This window comes from Spirosoma utsteinense, assembly GCF_014282275.1.
In the GTDB taxonomy this organism is placed as follows: Bacteria; Bacteroidota; Bacteroidia; order Cytophagales; family Spirosomataceae; genus Spirosoma; species Spirosoma utsteinense.
In genome coordinates, this window is the sequence record NZ_VFIA01000017.1 from 44,913 (window position 1) to 67,734 (window position 22,822).

20 protein-coding genes are annotated in these 22,822 nt (G+C 51.8%); 11 read left to right on the forward strand and 9 right to left on the reverse strand.

Annotation, left to right across the window (positions count from 1 at the left end):
• The first annotated feature begins 264 nt into the window (after positions 1-264).
• Positions 265-1,464 carry an MFS transporter gene (locus FH603_RS14855; RefSeq protein WP_186738319.1) on the forward strand — a complete coding sequence of 400 codons (1,200 nt, stop codon included), beginning with the start codon at positions 265-267 and terminating at the stop codon, positions 1,462-1,464.
• Positions 1,465-1,617: 153 nt separating this feature from the next.
• Here FH603_RS14855 and FH603_RS14860 read toward each other — a convergent pair whose 3' ends face one another.
• Positions 1,618-3,147, reverse strand: coding sequence for a M20/M25/M40 family metallo-hydrolase (locus FH603_RS14860; protein ID WP_186738320.1), 1,530 nt, complete (start codon positions 3,145-3,147; stop codon positions 1,618-1,620).
• Positions 3,148-3,314: 167 nt separating this feature from the next.
• Here FH603_RS14860 and FH603_RS14865 point away from each other — a divergent pair, with 167 nt between their 5' ends.
• The 4 genes from FH603_RS14865 to FH603_RS14880 all read left to right on the forward strand — a co-directional run bounded on the left by FH603_RS14865 (position 3,315) and on the right by FH603_RS14880 (position 7,031).
• Positions 3,315-4,277 (forward strand): SPFH domain-containing protein, encoded by a 963-nt coding sequence (locus FH603_RS14865; RefSeq protein ID WP_186738321.1) that lies wholly within the window; start codon positions 3,315-3,317, stop codon positions 4,275-4,277.
• A 162-nt stretch (positions 4,278-4,439) separates the two neighbouring features.
• Positions 4,440-4,943, forward strand: coding sequence for a MarR family winged helix-turn-helix transcriptional regulator (locus FH603_RS14870; RefSeq protein WP_235985245.1), 504 nt, complete (start codon positions 4,440-4,442; stop codon positions 4,941-4,943).
• Positions 4,944-5,305: 362 nt separating this feature from the next.
• Positions 5,306-6,040 (forward strand): universal stress protein, encoded by a 735-nt coding sequence (locus FH603_RS14875; RefSeq protein ID WP_186738322.1) that lies wholly within the window; start codon positions 5,306-5,308, stop codon positions 6,038-6,040.
• 133 nt (positions 6,041-6,173) lie between these two features.
• Positions 6,174-7,031: a universal stress protein gene (locus FH603_RS14880; RefSeq protein ID WP_186738323.1), complete on the forward strand. Its 858-nt coding sequence runs from the start codon at positions 6,174-6,176 to the stop codon at positions 7,029-7,031.
• 46 nt (positions 7,032-7,077) lie between these two features.
• On the opposite strand, the gene FH603_RS14885 is transcribed toward FH603_RS14880, so the two are convergent.
• From FH603_RS14885 to FH603_RS14900, 4 genes are all read right to left on the reverse strand, one after another.
• Entirely contained in the window at positions 7,078-7,383 is a 306-nt protein-coding gene (locus tag FH603_RS14885; protein ID WP_186738324.1) for a DUF3817 domain-containing protein, read from the reverse strand.
• A gap of 7 nt (positions 7,384-7,390) precedes the next feature.
• Positions 7,391-8,011, reverse strand: coding sequence for an FMN-binding negative transcriptional regulator (locus FH603_RS14890; protein WP_186738325.1), 621 nt, complete (start codon positions 8,009-8,011; stop codon positions 7,391-7,393).
• A 38-nt stretch (positions 8,012-8,049) separates the two neighbouring features.
• Entirely contained in the window at positions 8,050-8,499 is a 450-nt protein-coding gene (locus FH603_RS14895; RefSeq protein WP_186738326.1) for a GNAT family N-acetyltransferase, read from the reverse strand.
• Between the two features lie 253 nt (positions 8,500-8,752).
• Positions 8,753-9,382 carry a pyridoxamine 5'-phosphate oxidase family protein gene (locus tag FH603_RS14900; protein WP_186738327.1) on the reverse strand — a complete coding sequence of 210 codons (630 nt, stop codon included), beginning with the start codon at positions 9,380-9,382 and terminating at the stop codon, positions 8,753-8,755.
• Positions 9,383-9,465: 83 nt separating this feature from the next.
• Between FH603_RS14900 and FH603_RS14905 the strand changes: the two genes are divergently transcribed.
• Together FH603_RS14905 and FH603_RS14910 are read left to right on the forward strand one after the other, a co-directional pair.
• A complete protein-coding gene (locus FH603_RS14905) occupies positions 9,466-10,956 on the forward strand; it encodes an aminotransferase-like domain-containing protein (protein ID WP_186738328.1) in 1,491 nt (496 codons plus the stop codon).
• A gap of 272 nt (positions 10,957-11,228) precedes the next feature.
• Positions 11,229-11,861, forward strand: a complete 633-nt coding sequence (locus FH603_RS14910) for an ImmA/IrrE family metallo-endopeptidase (protein ID WP_186738329.1) — start codon at positions 11,229-11,231, stop codon at positions 11,859-11,861.
• On the opposite strand, the gene FH603_RS14915 is transcribed toward FH603_RS14910, so the two are convergent.
• The 3 genes from FH603_RS14915 to FH603_RS14925 form a co-directional block, all read right to left on the reverse strand.
• Positions 11,856-13,376: a GH3 family acyl-acid amido synthetase gene (locus FH603_RS14915; RefSeq protein ID WP_186738330.1), complete on the reverse strand. Its 1,521-nt coding sequence runs from the start codon at positions 13,374-13,376 to the stop codon at positions 11,856-11,858. The two genes, FH603_RS14910 and FH603_RS14915, sit on opposite strands and share 6 nt — an antisense overlap.
• A gap of 271 nt (positions 13,377-13,647) precedes the next feature.
• Complete coding sequence (locus tag FH603_RS14920) at positions 13,648-14,517, reverse strand: bifunctional transcriptional activator/DNA repair enzyme AdaA (RefSeq protein ID WP_186738331.1); 870 nt, start codon at positions 14,515-14,517, stop codon at positions 13,648-13,650.
• Between the two features lie 70 nt (positions 14,518-14,587).
• A complete protein-coding gene (locus FH603_RS14925) occupies positions 14,588-15,457 on the reverse strand; it encodes an aldose 1-epimerase family protein (protein ID WP_186738332.1) in 870 nt (289 codons plus the stop codon).
• Between the two features lie 169 nt (positions 15,458-15,626).
• Here FH603_RS14925 and FH603_RS14930 point away from each other — a divergent pair, with 169 nt between their 5' ends.
• The 3 genes from FH603_RS14930 (at position 15,627) to FH603_RS14940 (ending at position 18,637) form a co-directional block, all read left to right on the forward strand.
• Positions 15,627-16,994, forward strand: coding sequence for a TrpB-like pyridoxal phosphate-dependent enzyme (locus FH603_RS14930; RefSeq protein WP_186738333.1), 1,368 nt, complete (start codon positions 15,627-15,629; stop codon positions 16,992-16,994).
• Between the two features lie 251 nt (positions 16,995-17,245).
• Complete coding sequence (locus FH603_RS14935) at positions 17,246-18,250, forward strand: lipid A deacylase LpxR family protein (RefSeq protein ID WP_186738334.1); 1,005 nt, start codon at positions 17,246-17,248, stop codon at positions 18,248-18,250.
• 75 nt (positions 18,251-18,325) lie between these two features.
• A complete protein-coding gene (locus tag FH603_RS14940) occupies positions 18,326-18,637 on the forward strand; it encodes a hypothetical protein (RefSeq protein WP_186738335.1) in 312 nt (103 codons plus the stop codon).
• A gap of 94 nt (positions 18,638-18,731) precedes the next feature.
• On the opposite strand, the gene FH603_RS14945 is transcribed toward FH603_RS14940, so the two are convergent.
• Positions 18,732-21,305, reverse strand: coding sequence for a M1 family metallopeptidase (locus FH603_RS14945; RefSeq protein WP_186738336.1), 2,574 nt, complete (start codon positions 21,303-21,305; stop codon positions 18,732-18,734).
• A gap of 34 nt (positions 21,306-21,339) precedes the next feature.
• On the opposite strand from FH603_RS14945, the gene FH603_RS14950 reads away from it, so the two are divergent.
• Positions 21,340-22,611, forward strand: coding sequence for an asparagine synthetase B (locus FH603_RS14950; RefSeq protein WP_186738337.1), 1,272 nt, complete (start codon positions 21,340-21,342; stop codon positions 22,609-22,611).
• Positions 22,612-22,822: the final 211 nt, after the last annotated feature.

Here is a 22,822-nt window from a genome sequence, read left to right on the forward strand (position 1 = left end):
AGAGCTCCGATATGGTTCGATCTCATTTTTTATGTATCCATTTAAACGTTTAAACAGGGCATTTAGCAAACGGGGGCGTGTTACTAGTTAGTCATCAGCTATAAATTGTACCGACTGGCTAATAAATTAGAACATTTAGAGAATAGGGAACATTTTTGCACTTTTTCTATTTGCATGATAGAGTAAGCAATTCTCAACGGTGGCTTACAGTGAGCTTTCGCTGTTGAAAGAACTCACGCGCTGACAGTAAATAGTACGCTGCAAATGAAAAAAAGTCTGTTACCTCTCGCCATTGGGGGCTTCGGTATCGGCATGACCGAGTTTGTCATCATGGGCATATTGCCCGATGTGGCCAGTTCCCTCCAAATTTCTATTCCCGTTGCTGGTCATCTGATTTCGTCCTATGCACTGGGTGTGGTGCTGGGCGCTCCTTTGCTGGTTGGTATTGCCGGGAATTATCCGCCTAAGAAAATTCTGCTGGGTCTGATGGCTCTGTTTACGTTTTGCAATGCGTTGTCAGCCTTCGCACCCAATTATGAAATCATGATGCTTACCCGCCTGTTGTCCGGGTTGCCGCATGGGGCGTTTTTTGGTGTCGGGGCTGTAGTTGCCAGTCGGTTGGCGGGTAAAGGAAAAGAAGCCTATGCCATTTCGATGATGTTTGCCGGACTTACCGTGGCCAATATCATTGGCGTGCCACTGGGTACTTATATTGGCCACACGATGAGTTGGCGCATAACGTTTATCATCATTGCCGCTGTGGGCCTGGCTACTATGTTTTGTATCCAGAAACTGCTTCCAGTGATGCCGGTGGTGGGGGAATCCAATCTGCGCAAAGACCTGAAACTTTTTGCGCGGGTAGAGCCCTGGCTTATTCTGGGTATTACGGCCATCGGCACCGGCGGTTTGTTTGCCTGGTTCAGCTACATCGCTCCCCTTTTGACCGAAGTAGCTCATTTTGGCAGCAGCCAGATTACCTGGATACTGATTCTGGCGGGTCTGGGCATGGCAACCGGTAACCTGATCTCTGGCCGAACCGCCGACCTGATTTCACCCAGTAAAGCAACGGCGCTATTTTTATTGCTGATGACCTTTAGCCTGATCGGTGTCTATTTTGTGGCTCAGTATCAAATACCGTTGCTGATCATGACCTTCATTACCGGTGCCATTGCATTCTCGCTGGGCGCACCGATACAGATTTTAATGATCCGGGCGGCAAAGGGCTCCGAAATGCTGGCGTCGTCGGTTAGTCAGGCCGGATTTAACATGGGCAACGCGCTGGGTGCTTACCTGGGCGGATTGCCGATTGCCGCTGGCCTGGGTTATGCCTCGCCTGAGTGGGTGGGCGCTGCGCTGGCCTTTGCCGGTTTTCTGCTGGCTATGGTTGTCTACTTCCGGCAGAAAGAAAAAGGCGTTACAGAAAAAGAAGAAGTTTCCAGTTATGAACTGGTTGCCGAACAGTAGGCGAGTGCTGGATTTTTCCTGTGAGTAATGCTGATGGACAAGTTTCCCTTAGCATTACTCACTCAACCCAGGCTTACCCCATTGCGCCGGTTTGCCGATTTGCTCTGGCTACCCTGCCACTTACGACTTACTGACTACTACGACTTTTTTTCCTCACAGCCTCATCAGCGCCACGTACGTTTCCAGACCGTCCCACAGGTTCTGGATGCGAAGGTTTTCGTTTTCGGCGTGCTGGTTATTGTCGTGGTTGGCAATAGGAACAGTAATCGTCGGCGTTTTCAGAATCTGGTCGAACAGGTACAGGGGCAAACTTCCACCCAGGCTTGGTTGTAACACAATATCGCCTTTCACTGTCGACTGAACCGCTTTGGCAACGGTCTGCGCAATTGGCAAATTCATGGGCGTCCGCTGGGCGTTGTAGCCCGATTTGGCAACGATCCGGGCAATTTTTGGATACCTGGCCCGCTCTTCGTCGGTTATACTTTCTGCTTGTGTGACGTAGTATCCCTGTGCTTTAACGTGATCGATTACTTTCTGGACCTGCCGCTGGGCGTCGTTCCCCAGTACCAGCCGGAGGTCGAGCGCTGCCGTTGCCGAGATGGGAATGACGTTGGCCGCCAGTTTACCGACATTAGCGCTCGAGAAGCCGTTGATATTCAACGATGGCCGCATGAGCAGGTCGGCCAGGGTTTTACCACCCCCTTCGGCTTTGGTAAAGCCCAACTCCTGACGTAGCTGCTCGTCGACCGCCGGTATCCGGGCCAATGCCTGTTTTTCCAGATCGGTCAGTGGGGTTACATCGTCGTAGAAACCCTTGATGAGCACGTTTCCATCATCGTCTTTCATCGATGACAGCAGCTTTGCCAGCATCATAGCCGGGTTGGGAGCCCAGTTACCATAGTGGCCGCTATGAAGGGGGCGTTTGGAAGCATATACCTTTAGCTCCATATTCACGTCGCCCCGCACCCCAAAAAGCACCTGTTTACGGCCTGTCTGATGCACAGGCCCGTCGCAGATGATCCATAGGTCGCTTTTCAATTTTTCTTTGTGCCGTTCCAGAATCTCGTTCAAGTGAGTGGAACCCGCTTCCTCCTCCCCTTCAAAGAAGAACTTGAGGTTGGCGGTAGGCTTGCTATTCATGTTCTTCAGCGCATCGTAAGCGGCCAGAATGGTGAAGACCCCTGCCTTGTCGTCGGAGGTGCTGCGGCCATACAAACGCCAGTTCGGGTTGATGGGGTCGCCAGCTTTAGGCATGGCTACCGGCTGTCCGCCCGCATCCAGTGCGTCGCTATACAAGGCTGGTTCGAACGGTTTGAGGCCATCGGCCCATTGATTGGGATTCACCGGCTGACCATCGTAATGCGCGTAGAACACGATGGTTTTGGTAGCGCCGGGCACCCTGACTTCGCCATAAACGGCTGGCGGTACGCCTTTGGTCCGGCCTTCGAGCAATTGCGGCTCTATACCGCGTCGCTTCAGCATATCGGCTATGTAAGCAGCTGTTTTCTGAATGCCTGCGGTGTCATACACAACATTCGGTATGGCGAGCAGGCCTAAAAACTCATCCATCAGTTTCCGTTCGTTCTGCTGGCGGTACGTGCGGGTTTTCAGCGTAAGTTCGCTCTGGGCGTGTACTTTACCCACAATGAATAAAGTAATAAGAAGTAAAGCGGTGTTCCTCATGTATCGTATCCAGGTTGAAACCGAATGTACACACTCAGGGCCATGATTCGACATAATACCCTTAAAAAAAGCCCCTACTACAGATTCACGACCGGTCATCCGGTTTTATAAGGCGGTGTCCAAAAAAGGACGTAGGTTGGCATTACCATCCTAAACTAAATTGTACAATGATTCTTACGGTTGTTTTCCTGGTACTGGGATTACTAGTTCTCTTCCTGTCTATTGCCATTGTTCAGCAGGGCACAGTAGCGGTCATAACTATTTTCGGGAAGTATACCCGCGTCATGGGTCCGGGCCTGAATTTCAAGATCCCGTTCGTTGAAATGATCTACCGGCGTATTTCGATCCAGAACCGATCCGTTGAGCTGGCTTTTCAGGCCATCACGGCCGATCAGGCCAACGTAAATTTCAAGGCGATGCTGGTGTATTCGGTGCTGAACCAGGGCGAAGAGACGATCAAGAATGTGGCGTTTAAATTCATCGATGAAGCCTCCTTCATGCAGGCCCTTATCCGAACCATCGAAGGCTCGATCCGTAGCTTTGTAGCCACCAAACGACAGTCCGAAATTCTGGCCCTACGCTCTGAAATCATCGAACACGTGAAGTACCAGCTCGATACACTGCTGGAGAGTTGGGGCTATCACCTGACCGACCTGCAACTGAACGACATTGCGTTCGACGAGGTCATTATGCGTTCGATGGCGCAGGTGGTAGCATCGTCGAACCTGAAAGCTGCCGCCGAGAACGAAGGTCAGGCACTGCTGATTACGAAAACGAAAGCCGCCGAAGCCGAAGGAAACGCCATAAAGATCTCCGCCGAAGCCGAAAAAACGGCGGCCCAGCTTCGTGGGCAAGGTGTGGCACTGTTCCGCGAAGAAGTGGCAAAAGGTATGGCCGAATCAGCTAAAGTAATGAACGAAGCTGACCTTGACGCGTCGCTGATTCTGTTCTCGATCTGGACCGAAGCGGTGAAGCACTTTGCCGAAAATAGCAAAGGCAACGTTATTTTTCTGGATGGCTCAACCGATGGTATGGAGAAAACGATGAAGCAGCTTCTGGCGATAGAAAAGCTCAATAAAGTACCCGAAGTAGCTTCCCTCACTAACCCGGCCACATCCCGCAACACCTGATCGATGTCCGTAAGTATATTGACGCAAAAGGGAATTAAGTTGATTTTCATTTCATTTATGCCCCTTTTGCGTCAATTATGTACCAGTCTATATATACACAACTGGCAAAACGTTTCTATAAACAGTAAGTTTGTGTGCTTAATTTCTATCCGCTAATGAGGCATGGCTTATCCAATGAGCATCAATGATCAGTATCATCGCATTGAAGACGATATCCAACAGGCTACGTTTCGGAATGAACTGTCGAAAGCAGGCATAAACCTGATCTATACAGCTACCTGGCTCAAGACACGGCATAGCGATTTCTTTAAATCCTTCGGGGTTACCTGGCCTCAGCACAACATTCTCCGTATTCTACGCGGGCAAAAAGGCAACGCAGTTAGCCTTAACACCATTAGAGAGCGTATGATGGACAAATCATCGAACGTGTCGCGGATCACCGAAAAGCTTCAAAAGAAAAAACTGATCGACTGTCAGCCATCGGCCATTGACAAACGATCGGTCGATGTGAACATCACTCAAAAAGGACTTGATTTGCTGGCCAGAATAGAAGAACGAGTCTCAGAAATCAATAATCTTCTCGCTCATCTGGAACCCAGCGAACTCGTATTACTCAATATTTTACTCGACAAGGTCAGAAATACAGGCACCCACTTTCCCCAATAAGACAAGTCCAGCTTCTCGGATTTATCCACGTACGTACACCTTCTCTGAATAAGCCCGACTGTACTCCCTGACAGATACGTATTACCCTCAGGCCTCAGCGAAAGCTACCTGTACCGCCAGAACATTACTGCGTTACAAACTTCCTCGGCAGGTAGTTAGTAGTACATACACCTATAATTTCCCGTATCGTTACTAATAGCCAATCAACCCGGAAGGTGAACGAAAGCATAGATTCATCTTATTCTCCGTATTTATTCATTTTAACCGGTGCCTTCCGCCATCCTGGCTAACTATACGCTAACATTGTTCGCCGTTTACAGGTTGTAATTTGTAGTTCGGTCTATTATACCACCAAATCAACAATGACTAACCTGCTTTTCCCCACGGACTTTTCGTCCAACAATGCTACTGCTCTGAGCTGGGCACGGCTTTTTGCGCGCAAAACCGGCGCGACAATTACCTTACTGCATGTGTTTCAACCCATGATACCCGATTCGACCCTGCCAACGCTCGGCGATCCAGGAATGGGTATTGCCGCTTCGCAGGAAATTGAAGAAATCAGCCGACAGCGATTGACCGAACTCGCAGCCGAATTGCAGGAGCAGGGACTATCCGTTTTAACCGACTGGCGCATTGGTTCGGCCGAAGACGAAATTCTGGAGGTAGCCCGTGCCAGTAGCGCCGATCTGATCATCATGGGCCGTTCTGACCTGAGCTCGTTTTTCGACCGGCTGGCGGGCAGCGCCGTCTCCGACGTGGCAGGCGAAGCTCTTTGCCCGGTTCTGGTGGTACCCACGCGTACTATTGGCGACCAGACGGTTACTATACCCGCACAGGTACGGACAATTGCCTATGCCATGCAGTCACGAACTACGCAAAGCGATGTATCGGCCCAGACAGACTCGCTGGTGGAGGCCTTCGATGCTACGTTGACGGTTCTGACCGACGACCGGCTGGAAAACGCTACGGCCGACCTGATCGTGATGCAGCTTTATCCACAGTCGGGTTTTCTGGACAATCTGCTCCACCCCAACCGGACTACCGCACTGGTCGAAAAATCCGATATTCCTGTGCTGGTCTATCCAACACCCAAGTAGCGGACAGGGACGAATGCGTCCTGTGTGCCTGTGTGAACAGGTCCCTACAACTGATAATAAATAGACAACAGGCTGTCTGGGTAGACTGGCCTGTTGTTTTTGTTTTACCGCTTAAGGCAAACTTTCCACCATCATGAAAACCATCCTCTTTCCAACCGATTTTAGCCAGTCAACGGTTGCTGCGCTCAACTGGGCCCGCTTGTTCGCCCGGCAGTATAACGCAACCCTGGTCGTAGTACACGTACAGCAACTGGCTATTCCCGACACAACATTGCCCGTTGCAGGCGAATTGGGTATGGGTTCCAGTGCCAGTCTGGATCTGGAACCCATCAGCCACGACCAGTTGACCAAACTGGCCCATCAGCTACAAGCAGAAGGCATCAACTGCCAGACCGACTTATTGAGGGGGGCAGTTAAAGAAGCGATTTTGTCGGCAGCTGACACCTACAACGCCGATCTGATCATTACGGGGCGCGGTCATTTGACGAATTTCTTCGATCGAATTGTCGGGACCGCAGCGACCAGCGTAGCCCGGGGAGCCAACTGTCCGGTGCTGGTCGTTCCCGCCCGGGAAACTGAAGCGGCCGGGCATCTGGCCCAGCTACAAACAATTGTGTTTACTACACCATTGGAGTTCGACCAGCAGGAAACGTTTGGTCAGGTAGTGGAAATAGCCAACACCTTTGGGGCGACGCTACGGGTTTTGCGGGTACAAGCCGAAAACCAACCTAATATCAATGCCGACGAGCCACTGCTTCAGCAGTTACAGGAAGCGTACGGGACTGCTCCCCTGCCGGTCGACACTGTTGATGCCCGTACGGTAAGCGGTGGTATTGAGACCTACTTAACCACTCACCCCGCCGACCTGCTCGTGATGACTACCCGTGAACGGGACTTTCTTTCCGGACTGTTGAATCCAAGCCTGACCGACCGGATGCTAACGCACCTTCATATACCCGTCCTGGTTTTTCATGCAGAAACGGTTTTATAGCCTGAGGGAGTCTGGTATGCATTGCCCAGATTCACCTTATAATGGCTTACGATCGTTCTTCCTCGCGAAACAGCTTTACGTCGGCCCAGAAGGTGCCGAACGGAACGACAGAAGCGACCAGGGCCAGCAAGGTTTTTTTTATTGACCAGTCTTTTTCGATTTTCACCTGAACAACGGCCAGTACATACAGTACGAACAGCAATCCATGTACCATGCCAAATACTTTGTTGGGACCAGGCGTTCCAAAAGCGTATTTCAGTGGCATCGTCACAAAAAGCAGAATTAGAAAGGAAACGCCTTCGGTAAAGGCCAGAAGCCGTAAACGGCCCAGCTGGGTGCTGAGTAAATTCATAGTATAATTACCGTCGTTTGATCATTTCTTCTGCAACCCGATTTGCATTGAAGTCGTTCTGCTGCGTCAAGGCATCGACGATAGCTGCGTGATTTTTGTCATCGCGGTTCTGGCTCAGTTTGGCTGCTCCCTGAATAGTGCCGATCTGCATCGAGAAAGCTACGACGCCCCGCATTTCTTTTCGGACATACGCTTCGGTCATACTCGCTACTGATACCGGACACCGGGAATCAACCTCATACCGATCCACCTGTTGTCGCAGTAACTCCAGGGTTTCATCGCTGTCGAGCAAGCGGGTTAGGCCGGTGACCTGTACGGACAGGTAGTTCCAGGTTGGCACATTGACGTGGTCGTACCAGGACGAAGAAATATAGGCATGCGGTCCCGAAAAAACGGCCAGTGCCGGTGTTTCGCTACCCAGCCGTTTCGACTGCGGGTTTGCTTTTGCCAGATGACCAACCAGTTGCCATTCACCCCTTGCATCAGTATGAAGCTCGATGGGCAGATGCGTGGCCAGGGGGGCTTCGTTGGTGGAGCCGTTGGCGACCAGCAGCGCAAACGGATTGTCACGAATAAACTGGTACAATACAGTACGGTCGGTCTCCTGAAATTGGTTGGGTATGTACATAACTGACTGGTAAGCAAGCTAACATAAGGGGAAACTGTTCAAACGCCTTTTGGCTCCCGCGACATGAAGTATAAATCGAGGCCGGGTGCCCAGTGATCTGGCTTGGCGTAGTGGAGCGTGAAGTCGAACTTCTCGAAGAACCGGTACGCAACCTGCGACGTTTCGCACTCAATCAAGTTCACCGCTGGATGCGTCGAAATCTGGTTCAGAACATGTCGTAGCAGCGCACTGCCCACCCCTGATCCCCGCCGGTAAGGGTCGGCCAGAATCCAGCAGATTCGGGCTACGTTACCTTCCCGGATCAGGTAGTACCCACAGGCACCGGCCACCTCGCCCTCGTACTCAGCCACAAAATACGGATCGGTATTGACTGGCAGAAAGGTCGCATAGGCATCAATTTCATTCTGTCCGAATGATTCAGGTATGTTTTTCCGGAAGATGGCCAATAATGGGTCGGCATCACCGGGCCTATACGGTCTTATATGCATGTTCATTTCCTCAGGTCAAGTTGTTGTTGTCTGGTCTGAATACGGGATAACATTCCTCAAAAGAGTACACCCAATAGATGAATCTGTTTAGGATTACTGGCAGGACGAGGTCGGTAGTAGCCTGGACGGCTACGTCCGGGAATGAACTGGGAATAAGCTTACCCGGACGTGGCCGTCCAGGCTACTACCGACCGCCTGGCTGAATGAAACACGGGCCAACGTGAAATCCTACACAGGTTCGATGCCTAAAACTTCAGGACTGAAGATAAGCAGGCAAGGCCACAGGCGGTTCACTCCCGGTGGCCGGAACGGGTGCCAGCCGGACGGTTTGCATTGGAACCACACCCGACCAGGTTGGCAGGTCGGCATCTTCAGGATCGTCGCTGGGGCCACCCGTACGGACTTTGGCCGACGACTCGGCCAGCGAAAAAGCCAGCACCGTTGTCTTTCGCAGTTCGCTATCGGTGGTCGGGCGCAGGTCGTCCCAGCGTCCCGGAACAAGGTGATCGGTAATAAGGGCGAGGGCCTCCATTTTTTCGGCCTCCCCGGTCACGGTGCGGGCGGTACCAAACAGAATGACAGACCGGTAATTAACCGAGTGATGAAAAGCCGATTTGGCCAGCACCAGTCCGTCGGTCAGCATAACCGAGATACAGACGGTTCCACCCTGCTGAATCTGTCGGATAAAATGACTGCCTACCGAGCCGTGTATGTAGATTTCGTCGTTCTTTCGGGCGTGGGCGGTGGGGATAGCCATTGGCTGATCGTTCATCACGTAGCTAACGGTACAGAACAAAGCCTCGTCCAGAATGGCATGGACGGTGTCGGCATCATAGTGAGCCCGTTTGGCTAGCCGACTGGGAATGGTACGGGATGTTTGCATAAGTGTTGCTTTTGGTAGCACAAATGTTGTGTTTTACCGGCCTGCCTGAACCATCCAGTTCTCACAAACTAGCTAGTCCGGTTATGATTCCGTATAAGTCGCTGCTCATCGTCGACAAGTCGTCAGACACACCCGTGTTTCTTCAGCTGAGCGATCAGTTTGCCCAACTGATCCGGGCGGGCACGTTGTCGGCTGGACAGCGTTTGCCGGGGAGTCGCCAGTTAGCCAGCCTGCTTTCGGTTAACCGGCAAACCATCGTAGCCGCTTATGACGAAGCGGTCGCGCAGGGATGGCTCGAGAGTCAGCCCGGTAGCGGCACGTTTGTCGCCAGCCATCTGCCGGAGGTCAATCTACAGGCCCTCCCAACTGACCTGGCCAGTGATCCCCATGTCGGTCAGGCGACGGGTACCCGTCGACCCGGTTACGCCTTTGAGTCAGTATCGTTTTTAAACCGGCCAGTGCTGACCAATACGGGAGGGCTTCGGCTGGACGATGGCTTTCCGGATGTCCGCCTGGCCCCACTCGCCGAACTGGGCCGGGCCTATCGTTCCTATTTCCGATGGGGCAATCCGCAACAGCATTTTGGCTACGCCGACACCAAGGGACATTTGCTCCTACGGGAACAGTTGTCGATGTACCTGAACGAAACACGCGGTTTGCATACCACACCCAATAACATACTCATCACACGAGGCAGCATTATGGGCCTGCATCTCACCAGCCAGGTGTTATTACGGCCCGGTGATGTGGTCGTAACGGGAGAAACCACCTGGGCGGGGGGCACCATGAATTTTCGGAAAGCAGGCGCTACGGTCCTGTCAATTCCGGTTGATAAGCACGGTATTGATGTTGACGCACTAGCTGCGCTGGCCGGGAAAATGCCGATCCGACTTGTAGCCGTAACGCCCCATCACCACTACCCTACTACAGTGACACTACGGCCAAACCGGCGCGTTCGCTTGTTGCAACTAGCCGAACAATACGGCTTCGCTATCCTGGAAGATGATTATGACTACGATTTTCATTACCTCAGCCGCCCGATCCTGCCCCTGGCCAGTAGCGATCATCAGGGTATGGTCGTTTATATTGGCTCGCTCACAAAGTCGGTAGCACACGCCTTTCGGATCGGCTATGTGGTAGCGCCAACCGAGCTGATCGACGAGCTGGCGCGGCTTCGGCGCATCATCGATCGCCAGGGCGATACGATGCTCGAATTTGCCGTGGGACATTTATTCAAGACCGGCGATCTCAAGCGGCATTTTCGCAAAGCGTTACGTACATACCACGCCCGGCGCGACCACTTCTGCGACCTGCTGGCTACAGAAGTTGGCAATGTGATACAGTTTACGAAACCGGATGGGGGGTTGGCCGTGTGGGCCACATTCGATCCGGCTATCGACATGACCACCTTAAGTGATCGGGCCGGTCGAAGCGGGCTTTATCTGTCAAATGGACTGACCCACAATCCCCCGGGCCAAGCCCTGAATGGCACCCGGCTTGGCTTTGCGTCGAGTACGGAGGATGAACTGGAACGAAGTGTATCCATTCTAAAGACCGCTATTCTATCACTTTAGTGATCTACTACTTTTGTCGTCAAAGCCGTCCGCCTAGCCTGACAGCGCCGTCCTCCGTAAGTCGTTCAGGGCATACCGTTTTGTAAAGGCCGCTCATTGACTATACTTGTAGAGTGTGCAACCTTCAGCACCGTGAATAAGTCGGTACCGACTTGTTCACGGTGCTGAAGGTTGCCGACGAATCCATCGATAGCCTGTCATTGCCCAAACTAATTACTAAATGAAGCGTTGTCAATACATATAGTTTTTCGCAGAATTCTCCTGTATTATTTATGTCTACACTCAACACGAATACCCAGAATTTCGGTGTAACACCCGAGCTTGACGAGTTTAGGACAAATAAAAAAATACCGGCAGTTATTGAGAAAAATACCCTGACTGCTTTATCGTTTTATCCGGAGTTAAAAGAAACGTATATTGATTTTATTTTCAAACGCTCCATCAAATCGTCGGTGATGCAGGCCCAGCCTGTTTTCAGTACTTTATTGAATCAACGGAAGCACCGAACGTACCGCATTAACATCAGTTCGTTGTTCAAACTGACGCATACCGCGATTCCCATCCATCAAATTCCCGATACGATCATGATTGGCTGGATTGGTCACGAGTTAGGTCATATCATGGATTACGAACGTCGAAGCAATATGGGAATGATCGGCTTTGGCATCGGGTATGTCTTCTCCCCCAGTTACGTAAAAAGCGTTGAACAAATAGCCGATAAGTTCGCTGTCGATCACGGCCTTGGCCAGTACCTGATCGAGACAAAACGGTTTATTCTCAATCATGCCCACCTGCCCCAGGCGTACAAAGACAAGATTGCCCGGTTGTATGTGTCTCCGGAAGCGATTGTAGACCAGGTGAAAAAACTGGAAGAGGAACGGCTGAAGCCGAAACCCGATTTATAAAAGCCCGGTGACGTACTGCTCGAATTCAAGAAAGTCTTCTTCCTTCATTACCCGCGGAATCTTTGCCTGACCACCCAGCTTTTTAAATTCTTCACTCCATCGATACACATTCGCAACAGGCATGACCTCCGCTTCTACACCCTTCAACGATTTGCTGCGCGCCACGTTGTAGTTCTTGTTGGTCTCACATAACTCCCGATCGAGCGCAAGAGCAAAGGCATGATTGTCAACGGTTTTATTGGAGCCAATAACCCACTTGTTAATATACTCGCCGTTTTTACGGATTGCCGAGACCACAAACTCCTTGATTTCTATATCGAACTGTTGCTGCATGACCTGCATTGCCTGGTTCATCTGATAAACCGACAACTGTTCACCTACAACATTCAAAAAGTGCTTTGTCCGACCGGTAATTTTTATTTCGGCCCGTTGCTTATCGGTAATCATTACGGTATCGCCAATCATATACCGCCAGGTTCCGGAAACGGTGGAGATCAGCAAAACGTAGTTCACATTTTCTTCTGCCGCTTCCAGCGAAAGAACCCCGGCTTCGGGCCTCACCCGCCCGTCTTCATCCATGTTCTCATCAATGAAAGGGACAAATTCAAAGAAGATCCCATTGTCTACGATCAGCGCCATCGACGATGTATCAGGCCGCTTCTGCGTAGCCAGATAGCCTTCAGACGTCAGGTAGGTATCAATATAGGTCAGGGGCCGGGCCAGCAGGGTTTCCAGACTTTTCCGATAGGGCTCAAATGCCACCCCACCTGAGGTATACACCTGAAGATTTGGCCAGATGTCGTGGATAGTTGAAAGCCGGTTGTGGGCGATTACTTCTTTGAGCATCATCTCAATCCAGGAAGGAATTCCGCTCAGGCTTCCAATATCCCAGTTGGGTGCTTCCTCGGCAATACGTCGCACCTTTTCGTCCCAGTCGGTCAGCGACGCAATATCGATTCCCGGCTTGTAGTACGTTCTGAACCAGGCTGGTATGTTGGCGGCACTGATACCGCTTATCTCTCCCTCCTGGTGATCGTCCTGCTGAATCAGGTTGACGCTGCTGCCCAGCATCATGATTTGCTTCTCAAAGAAATCAGCGGGCAGATCAAAGTTTTTCAGGCTCATCACCTGCTGTATGCCCGACTTACGAATGGCATCAACCATGTCGTCGGTCACGGGGATGTATTTGCTGGTGCTGGTTGTGCCGCTGCTCAGCGCAAAATACTTTTGGCCACCGGGCCAGGTAACATTTTGATGCCCTTCCAGCAAGTAATGCCACCACTCATCGTACATCTTGTCGTAGTCATGGACAGGGACTTCCTGCTGGAAAGCTTCGACCAGATTAGTACTCGTCAGGAGTTTACTGAAGTTATATTTCTTGCCAAACGCCGTTAGTTTGGCCGTGTCGATCAACTTTTTAAGCACCTCGTTCTGAGCCTTTACTGGGTCAGGTTCGGAGGTTACAAATCCGTAAACGTCAATTGCTTTTTTTATAAATTCACCAATAACTGTCATACTTTACCCGTAGTAAATAGTAATAATAGACAGTAAACCCGTTTCCGGAAAATTTGTTTTTTCAGCAAATCCAGGCAAAAAGCGCTTCCAATAAGATCACATTATCGTTACATATCAACCCGTTTAAATGATTAGTCAACGCAGCGATCAATACAATTATTTAGTAATTTAATTCTACAAATTCAAAACAGTATAAATCAATTCCTCTCCAAAATAAAGCGACATAATCACTCCCTAAAAATTCCCTGGCACACAAAAGAAATGCACCACATCATTCATCACTCATCACTCCTCCCCTTTGACCAACTCGTGCTGCTTCCCAACCCAGCATAGCCTGCTTGCGGGACGAACCCCAGCGGTACCCGCCGAAGAGGCCTGTTTTTTTGATAACCCGGTGACAGGGAATCAGGTAACCCACCGGGTTGCTACCAATAGCTGTACCAACTGCCCGTGAGGCCGCAGGCTGACCAATTGCGTTCGCAATCTGGTCGTAACTGGCAAGTCGCCCCTCCGGAATTTTCAACAAAGCCTCCCACACCTTGAGCTGAAAGGCAGACCCACGCAGCAATACAGGTACCGGTTCGGCCGATCGGGTAGTACCGGTAGCCGGGAAGACCTGATCGGCCAGAAACTGTACTGCTGCTGGCTCGTGTCGGAGGGTAATACCGGGCCAGGCGGCTGTCAGGATTGCCGGAGGATTTTCGGCATCATCGAGGAAGTGTATGACGGCTAACTTACCAGTTATGGCACCCAGCACATACGCCCCAAACGGGCTGTTGAACACCCCATAGACCAGCGACAGACCTGCGCCCGCCTGTTTGAATTGCCCCGGTGTAACGCCCTCTATCCGAACGAACAAATCGTGCAGGCGACCCGTACCCGAAAGGCCGGCTTCGTAGGCTGCATCGGCCAGTGGGGCACCGTTACGCAGTTGTTGCTTGGCGTAGTCGAGTGTCAGGTATTGACTGAATTTTTTAGGACTCACCCCCGCCCATTCGGTAAAGAGCCGCTGAAAATGAAACTCGCTTAGATTGACCTGGCTGGCGAGATCGGCCAGTGAGGGCTGATCTCGAAAATGAGTGCTCAGGTGGTCGATAGCCTGCGTAATTTTCAGGAACGGGTAGCTGTCGGTTGTGTTCATGGCTGTTGCTGTTTTATGCACCAAAGGTCCACCCAATCAGCTGGGTATAAAACCCGTTTCTTGCGCAATGTCAACCAATGGATATCGTGAACGTAGCCATAAAAACATCACCCGCTGCGAGGTACTGCATGGCTTCTTTCTGTTCGATAGGTGTCGGTTCTCCTTCGGCATCAGCATAACCCAGCCACGGTTCGATACACACGAAAGCAGCACCGGGTTTAGCCCAAATACCCAGGTGCGGGAAGTCAGGAAATGATACGGTTACGGCTTCGTTTCGGTCTTTGTGCCGAAGGGTGATACGCCGGGATTTGAGGTTCTTGAACACCAGCGCATCCTGATCGAACAGGTGTTCGGTCAACGCCAACTGATTCTGGACAGTGGGCACCGGGCGGGTTTCGCCGGAAAACAGACCCGCGTCCGACAGTTGATGGGTCACAAGCGGCTCGTCCTGCTCAAAGGCCAGGACGTAGTCTGTATAGGCTTCGCCGGGGTTGAAGGGCACGTTGAATGCCGGGTGCGCACCAACTGAGAAATACATAGCGGTCCCGCCTTCATTGACAACCCGGTAGGTAACGCTCAAGGTGGTATCCGTCAGTTCATAGATGAGTTGACATTCAAAGTCGTACGGATATACCGCCCGCGTCTCGTCATTGGCGCGCAGGGATAGAATGGCATGGGAATCGGAGGATTCTGTTTCCTCAAATACCGACTGCCGGGCAAAACCGTGGCGCTTCATGGGATAGGCTTTGCCGTCAATATGAAGCTGGTCGTTCTTCAGACCGCCAACGATAGGAAACAGGTTAGGCGCATGCCAGCCCCAAATGGTTGGGTCGGCCTGCCAGAGATGTTCAGTGGCCGTCGGCTTGTGGAAGATACTGGTTAGTTCAGCCCCCTGTGGACGAATTGTAACGCGTAACAAATCATTCTCAATGGTTGTCATACCGTTGGTGCTGGTTGTATATATGAGTAGCCGTTGAAGCCTGTGAGTAGCAACCCCTGGACGGCGGGGTAAAGATAGAGCCTGACGCCTGATTCTTTGTTCGGCTCGCTGGCATCATGCCGAACTTGCGTTAACTTGACCACCCACAGTAACTTACTCCTTTACCCCCATGACAAACCAAAAAAAAATTACCCTCACCGAAGCGGAAATCCCCGAAAAGTGGTACAACATCGTGGCCGACATGCCCAACAAGCCACTGCCCCCGCTACACCCCGGCACCCATGAACCGATTGGCCCCGAGATGCTGGCACCGCTGTTCCCGATGGAACTGATCAGGCAGGAGGTATCGACCGATCCCTGGGTCACCATCCCTGACGAAGTGCGTGAGTTGTACAAAATCTGGCGGCCTACGCCCATGTTCCGGGCTTACGGACTGGAAAAGCTCCTGGATACACCCGCGAAAATCTACTACAAATATGAAGGCGTGAGCCCGGCCGGCTCACACAAGCCTAACACGGCCATTCCGCAGGCTTATTACAACAAGCAGGAGGGCGTCAAGCGCATCACGACCGAAACAGGCGCCGGGCAATGGGGCAGCGCGCTGAGTTTTGCCTGCGGCCTGTTCGGCATAGAATGCGAAGTATATATGGTACGCGCCAGCTATGACGGCAAGCCTTACCGTAAAATGATGATGAACACCTGGGGGGCTACGGTCTATCCTTCCCCCTCCGATCGTACCAACGCCGGACGTAGCATACTGAGCCAAAATCCCGACTCGCCGGGAAGCCTCGGCATTGCCATCTCCGAAGCGGTAGAACTTGCCATGCAGGACGACCATACCAAATATGCTCTTGGCTCGGTGCTGAACCACGTGCTGATGCACCAGACCGTCATTGGACTGGAAAGCATCACGCAGATGGAAAAAGCAGGCGACATGCCCGATATTATCGTGGCACCGTTTGGGGGTGGGTCTAACTTCGCCGGCATCGGCTTTCCCTTCCTGCGCCATAACCTGACCGAAGGCAAAAAAATCCGTTGTATTGCAGCAGGGCCAACTTCCTGTCCCAAACTGACCCGGGGCGTGTTCCGCTACGACCTCGGTGACACAATGGGAATGACACCGCTCCTGCCAATGTATACGCTGGGTCATAATTTCATCCCGGCACCCATCCATGCGGGCGGACTCCGGTACCACGGTGCGGGTGCCATTGTAAGCCAGTTGCTTAAGGACGGACTAATTGAGGCCCAGTCGGTAAACCAGCTGGAGTGTTTCGAGGCAGGTATCAAGTTTGCCCGAACAGAAGGTATTATCCCGGCCCCCGAAGCCAACCACGCCATTGCAACGGTAATTCGGGAAGCGAACCGGGCGAAGGAAGAAGGCGTTTCCAAAACCATCCTTTTCAATCTCTGCGGTCACGGTCATTTCGACATGGGAGCTTATGACCAGTATCTATCCGGTAAGCTGGTTGAGCACGAAGTGACGCAGGCCGAAATTCTGGAGTCGCTGGCAGAACTGGACACACCGCTGATTGCCTGATCGGATTAGGACGAAGGAAGTAAATGAACGGGGTTGTACCCTGGACGGCCACGTCCGGGCGAGAAAAGGTTATATTTTCTCGCCCGGACGTGGCCGTCCAGGATACAACCCCGTTCACTGAATCAGAAAGCGCTTTCAGTTTAAGATTCTACGAAGCCTCTCACCAAAATAACCCATGCATCTTTTATTTAAAGCATCACGCTTGCTTTACAAGCTAGATAAATGATTTTTGCTTTAAATAAACTCTGTGTATGCGATTATTGATAATTATTCTCTTTATTATTAACGTTAATCCAAGTTTTTCTCAGGATTCTACACGGGTTGGGTCTTTTGTGCAAGTCGACTGGGAGAATGATGCGTTTCAGATACGGCGAAGAAGTGTTACCGATCGTTACTACAGCAATGGTATTCGTGTGGCGCACCTGAGCAACTTCTGGCAGAAATGGCCATCGCGTCATGCCTTACTCAAGCTACATTCAACGAGGAACGACACTTACAATTCCTTATATAGCTTCGTCATTGGGCAGGAGATTTATACGCCCAGGAATACCAAGATCGCCAGGCGTCCCCTCTACCCCAACGACCGGCCTTACGCTGGTTATTTATACGCTTCCTGGGGGCTAACCACTACCGATCCGGCTGGGGCCCGACGGCTGACCTCGGCCCTGACGCTGGGTATGATCGGTCCTGTTTCCGGAGCGGCCGATGTGCAGGAATGGCTTCATGGTGCCCTTGGCCAGCACGTACCGGTCGGCTGGGGCGCACAAATGAAAAACGACCCGATTATTAGTTATTCAGTACGCTACGAAGGGCGGGCCATTCCTAAATTCTCATCTGCTTTCGATGTCATCGGCGACGTTGAAGGGACAATTGGCTCGTTGATGAACCTGGCAGGTATGGGCGGTACGGTACGCGTTGGCCTTTTCAACGATTACTTTCAGAATCCAACCAGCATGTACAACGCCGGGGGAACATCAGCCCGCAAGTTTCAGTGTTACGCGTTCACCAGGGTTGGTTTCAGAGCTGTTCTGGACAATGCATTACTACAGGGTGGCTGGCTGAATGGCGCTAAAAATTTCTATGCCTTACCCGCCGTTGAGCTACAGCATTTTTACGGACAAATCGATGTTGGTGGCGTTATTGCCTCTAAAAACGCACAGTTGACGTTTACTCAGCACCTTCGTAGCGCCGAGTTTGTGAATGCGCTGGTCGACCAGTGGGGGCATATCAGTCTGCTCGTACGGGTTGGACAATGATGACGATATGACGTAATTAGTTAAACCATTCGGCGGCTAACACGTTAGGTATTCATACTACCAAATTAAACCGTTATGGATAAGTTACAGAAGTTTGAGTTGATGAACAAAATCGTTCGTGAACTGGAAGATCTTCAGAACAGTCAAAACGCCCTGATCACGAAAATCGGCCATATCGAAGTCGATAACATGAACGGGTTGAACGATTCATACCTAGAGACGAACCTGAGCGATATGCACAGCAAGATTGCCGAGAACGTCGATGCAGTTACCGAAATCTTTGCCCACTTTGAGCGTCAGCGTGATGAGTACGGCGAGAAGAACAGCGCAGCCATTGCGGCTGCTGAAGCAGCGGCTGCTATAGCGGCTGCCGAATCTGCAAGCTAGTCAGTCTGTTACCTTACAGAAATTTGATGCCAGAAGCCGGACAATGTCTGGCTTCTGGCATTTTTGATTCCTTGCTCTGCGCGAGTGACCATCCTTAATACAAGATCTTACTGGCCCGGAATGGCGCGTCGGCAGCTTGTAAAAGCTTAGCCTTCAGACGTGCATTGTAACCCGGCCGATCGGCCAGAAACGCTCGAACGAGACTGGCTACGTCGGCTGTCTGGTAGGCACTTAGCGTCGATCGCAGCCATTGCTCGGGGAAGAAGATATCGCCTGTTCGCTGAATTTCCTCCAGCAGATCAAGGCTCTTGGGTAAGTATTTAGCCGATGTTTCGGCCCGCAGCGGGTGATGGAGGTAAGCCAGCGCGGCTGTTACCCAGGCTTCATGGTCGCGGGTGGCTTCGGTTGCCAGCGAGGCAAAGAACTGATCGCGCTCAGCCACGCTCGTTGACAGGGCCGGCATCATAAACGCCAGTCGTTTCTTCCTGTCAGGATTCTTTATCCGGGCAAGCTGTTGATCCAACAGGTCGCGAACGGGGTAGTCGCGAACGGCCAGGGCGAGGGACAGCGCGGTATAATCATCTTCTGTCAGTATCACTCCCCGGGGAGCCTGCTGCTCCTTCCAGATAGCATACAGCCGTTGTTTTGCCCCCTGGCTCAGGGCTATTTGCTGATAGAGTCGAAACAGAAGCTTTTTCAGACCGGGTGTTTCTGCTACTTCCATTGCCTGCCATGCATCCTGCTCAATGGCCGCTGCCAGCGCCAGTCGCTCGCCGGGCTTCGTAAATGTCCAGACCAGATCCGATAGCTGACTCGTCAACAGCCGAAGTGTAAGCTCTTCATGTTCCGTTTTCAATAAAGCGCCATAGGCACTGGCCAACTGCGACGGAGAAACTCCTGTTTTGGACAGCATATTTTCATACAGACTAATATAGGCCGCAGCGCGCATGACAGGGTCTTTCAACGTAGCCAGGTTTGGCAGCATGGCTGAATCGACCGGAAAGCGCCCGTAACCCTGACCCGATGCATTGAACACAACGAACAAGGGAGCAGATTTACCAATAGCGGCTGGCAGATCGACCGTTGCCTGAGACATGTTCACGGTTATCATCTCTACCCGATCGGCGTAAACCAGGGCGATTTCAAACGCCTGTGGCCAGACGCGACGGGAGCCATCTTCGCCCATTTGCGCGATAGTAAACCGACGAATACGCCCGTTCTCCTTTTCCAGCTGATGGGTAAACACAGGTCGTCCGGTTTCATTTACCCAGATGCGACTCCATAGCCTGAGGTCGGCAGCACTCCTTTTATCCAGAATAGTGATCAGATCTTCCCAGGTTGCGTTGTCAGACGCGTAGGTGTTCAGGTACTCCCGCAGGCCATCGCGTAGCGTGTCTTTACCGATCAGACGCTCCAGTTGCCGCATCATGATCGGCGCTTTATGGTAAATAATACCGCCATAAAGCGTTCCGGCTTCCTGTAGATTGGCTAGTGGCTGCCCAATAGGATTGGCCCCCTCGGTACGGTCGACCGCGTAGGCTGTTGGGAAGTGATCGACCAGGAACTGTAGATCGTAGTTGGCGTCCGGAAACGAGTTCTCCGTGATTTTATCGGCCATAAAATTGGCAAATACTTCTTTCAGCCACACATCGTCGAACCAGCGCATCGTAACCAGGTCGCCAAACCACATGTGTGCCGTTTCGTGAGCAATTAATGTAGCCCGGCTTAGTTTCTGATCGCGGGTGGCTCCATTGTCGAGAAACAGGCTCGATGCTTTATAATCGACGGCTCCTACGTGTTCCATACCGCCATATTGGAAATCGGGAATAGCCGCAAAGCCGAACTTCCCGAATGGATAGGGAATGTTTGTGTAGCCTTCCAAAAACTGCAAAGCGTCGGCATGAAGACTAAACATAGGGTCTATGCTTAACCGAATCTTCGTGGTGTCGGTCTCGCGGTGCAGCAACGTCATCGTGCGCCCCTTGTGCACCTGAGTCACAGGAATGAACCTCCCCGCTACAAAGGAAAACAGGTAGGTCGGGATGCGCTCCGACAACCCGAACCGAAGCGTTTTACGCTGATTGGCTACGGTAGAGTCCTGCTGAGGGGCATTGGTCATCGCCTGCCACTGGTCCGGAATGGTCAACGTCAGTTGAAACCGAGCCTTCAGATCGGGTTGATCGAAGCAGGGAAAAACCGTTCTGGCCCGGTCGGGAACGAGCAGTGTGTAGAGGTAATCGTCATTTCGGTTCAGGGATAGATTGCCCGCTGTAAAATCAATGTCGATTTGATTTTTACCGGGTTTGAGCGCCTTCGCCGGAATAAGCAGATGTTCGTGCTCAAAAACAATCGACACGACAACGCTGTTAACCGAAACAGTCTGTAAATGAGTACGTTCTTCTTTGAAATCGAGTTGCAAGGGGGTAGCCGATGCGTTCCACGAAAACGTTATCGTTTCGTGGGCGGGGATAGGCTGGTTTTTCTGTTCCGGAATGTCGAACTTAAGAGCATAAACCAAATCACTCAGGGTTTGCCTGCGGTGTTTAGCCAGCACCTGCGACACACCCGTTTCGACGGGAGGGGGAGCCAGTAGGCTCGTTTTACGACTACAGGAAAGAAGAATCACAGTGAAAGCACCAAGAAGGCCGTAACCGATAAATTTCAACATGAATGTGTACTGAAATAGCGAACGAACGCAAGTTATGAAACGGCACCTAACCTTACTGCTTTTACTGTCGGCAATTAGTCTCACCATCGGCACGGTGAGCTACGCCAATGCCATCCTTATCCCCATGGACGACCAGCAGGCCAATCACCTAAAAGCCTATGGCATTGCCTATGCCGTGCTGAAAGACGGTCAGGATGTTGACTGGTTGCTCAACTACCGGGGCGGGAGCTTTATGATCAAACAAACACCAGCTTTTGAGCGAGAGTGCCGCGTGCGGGGCGTTTCATTCGAGTCACTGAGTGAAACCAAAGCAGCTGCCTTAAAGCAGCAACTTGCCGACCCCAATCTGAATATGGACGTGGTGACGCTTCAGAAAGCGGCCAAGATCATCGTCTATTCGCCCATAAAAGTCAGTCCTGCCGAATTCGAAAACACCGATGCGGTACTGCTGGTACTCACCTATGCCGAAATACCTTACGAGATCGTGTATGATGAAGAGGTTTTAAAAGGTGATCTACCGAAATATGACTGGCTGCACCTCCACCACGAAGATTTCACAGGACAGTATGGCCGCAACCTGCATCGACAGACACTCACCGATATTAAGGTGCAGGAAGACATTGCCCGGAAATACGGTTACGGCAAAGTGTCGCAGATGAAGCTAGCGGTTGCCAAAGGCATCAGGGAATTCTGTGCGGGTGGTGGCTACCTCTTTGCCATGTGCTCGGCCGCCGAAACCCTCGACATTGCGCTGGCCGCAGAAGGTGTCGACATTGTGGGCAGCAGCTATGACGGCGACGGCGTGGATTCTGACGCCCAGTCGAAGCTCGACTTTACGAAGACGTTGGCCTTTGAAAACTTCACCCTCGAAGGGGACAACGGTTACCGGGGCTTCTCGACGTTTTCCGACATCAACTCGTCGGGCGGGCGGGGGTACGACCAGCCAGCCGGTTTCTTTGAACTATTTAATTTTTCGGCCAAGTGGGATGTTATTCCGGCCATGCTCACCCAAAACCACGAGCCTATTATTAAAGAGTTCTTCGGGCAGACAACGGCTTTTCGCAAAACGGCCGTCAAACCAAGTGCCCTGGTTATGGGCGAGGGCAAAACATCGGACCGTTACATTTATGGCGAGGTGGGCCGGGGACAATGGACATTCTACGGCGGTCATGACCCGGAAGGAACACGCGGGGGCAATTTCCGCACCCCCACCGATCTGAACCTTCACCCCCACTCGCCCGGCTACCGGCTCATCCTGAACAATGTGCTGTTCCCATCAGCCCGCAAAAAGAAGCGGAAGACGTAGTCGGGAGCATCTATTTTATGATCCGAACTATTTTTCCGCTCCTGACGAGCTTCCTGATCGACCTTCTGTTGTTTAGAAGGGTGTAGCATTTCACGTTGGCCCGTGTTTTATTCAGCCAGGCGGTCGGTAGTAGCCTGGACGGCTACGTCCGGGAGTGAACTGGGAATAAGCTTACCCGGACGTGGCCGTCCAGGCTACAACCAACCACGTC